Below are 1780 nucleotides of genomic sequence, written 5' to 3' on the forward strand. Positions count from 1 at the left end.
TATTTACATTCAAGGCAAGACAGAGCGGTGAAGCTCACCTTATCATCAACTACGGTTTTGACGGCGAAACAAGGGAGCAGCGTTACAATTTCAATATTCTTGAAGAAGAATATACCGAGGAAAATACTCAGGATACCAATGTCAAGGGCGACGCTAACTGCGACGGCTCCGTTGATATGAGCGATGTTGTGCTTATCATGCAGGCGCTTGCTAACCCGAACAAGTACGGCGTAAATGGCACTGAGAAGTTCCACATAACTCAGCAGGGTATGAAGAACAGCGATGTTGATACCACGGTCAAGGGAGTTACTGTCAGCGACGCACTTAAAATACAGAGATATCTTCTCGGCGCCGTTGAATTATAATGGTTTAATAGCAAAAACGTAATAAACGATCGAAAGTACGATACAGAAAAGCGAAAAGCCTTAAAGAAGTTTTAGCTTCTTTAAGGCTTTTTCTAAAAGAATAAAGAATAGAGAATAAATAAGAATTAAGGTATCCGTTTCACGGATATAATAAAAAATATCGCCGAAGGCGAAACCACTATTATTCTTTATTCATTATTCTTTCTTCTTTATTATTTTAGAGGGCGTGATAAATTTCTTTATCACGCCCTCGCTAAGTATCGGGCTTTTGCTTTTATTGCAGATGACAGGGGAGAAATGAGAAAGCGGAAAACTCAAAAATGGTAAAATCATGTAATAATTGCAAAAATCTTGCATTTGATTTTTATTGCGCTCCATTGTGCAATTATTGTGCTAAATTATAGATGCTACGTTGTATTTTGCGATTTATAGGCGATTGTGAATTTTAAGATTTCGCAATATCTGGTCAAATTATACGGCGAGAACAAAAAACGACTTGTATAACTATATGTTGAGATATTATAATTATATACGAAAAAGATAAACGAGCTCGTACACTTTTTGGGGATACTTGATCTAATCAATAGTTGGAGAAATAAGGTCAGACGTGACCGACGCAGCATTTTTTACAAAACTCAAAGGAGTGATCAAAGTGAAGCTATCAAAAATGAAGAGGGTAATCAGCGGAACAGTTTCAGCGCTGATGATAGCCTCAAGCGTACCCGTCGTGGCAGCAGCTGCCGACCAGCAGACAAGAGGAAATGTCGGCGGATATGACTACGAGATGTGGAACCAGAACGGTCAGGGACAGGCTTCGATGAATCCAGGTGCAGGTTCATTTACTTGTTCATGGAGCAATATTGAAAACTTCCTCGCTCGTATGGGAAAGAACTACGACAGTCAGGGCAAGAACTACAAAGAGATCGGAAATATCGTACTCACATATGATGTTGAATACACACCAAGAGGAAACTCATATATGTGCGTATACGGCTGGACAAAGAGTCCGCTCGTTGAGTACTACATCGTAGAAGGCTGGGGCGACTGGAGACCACCAGGAAACGACGGCGAAAACAAGGGTACAGTTACTCTGAACGGAAATACATATGATATCCGCAAGTCTATGCGCTACAATCAGCCGTCTCTGGAGGGCACATCTACCTTCCCGCAGTACTGGAGCGTTCGTCAGACAAGCGGCTCTGCAAACAACCAGACCAACTACATGAAGGGAACTATCGACGTATCCAAGCACTTTGACGCATGGTCACAGGCTGGTCTTGATATGTCGGGAAAGCTCTATGAGGTATCGCTCAACATCGAGGGTTACCGCTCGAATGGTTCGGCAAATGTAAAGAGCGTAACAGTGAGCACAGACGGTTCAGGCGCTGGCGCAGCAGCTCCTGCAAACAATAATG

2 protein-coding genes are annotated in these 1780 nt (G+C 42.4%); both read left to right on the forward strand.

What is annotated here, in order from left to right; translation table 11 throughout:
- Window positions 1-365 (forward strand): dockerin type I repeat-containing protein (locus tag T497_RS18610; RefSeq protein ID WP_037325331.1); only part of this gene is annotated, 365 nt, incomplete at its 5' end.
- Between the two features lie 652 nt (window positions 366-1017).
- Window positions 1018-1780, forward strand: a 763-nt coding sequence (locus T497_RS18615) for a glycoside hydrolase family 11 protein (protein WP_196243052.1), incomplete at its 3' end; no start/stop codon positions are given.

Source organism: Ruminococcus flavefaciens MA2007 (assembly GCF_000621845.1).
In the GTDB taxonomy this organism is placed as follows: domain Bacteria; phylum Bacillota; class Clostridia; order Oscillospirales; family Ruminococcaceae; genus Ruminococcus; species Ruminococcus flavefaciens_E.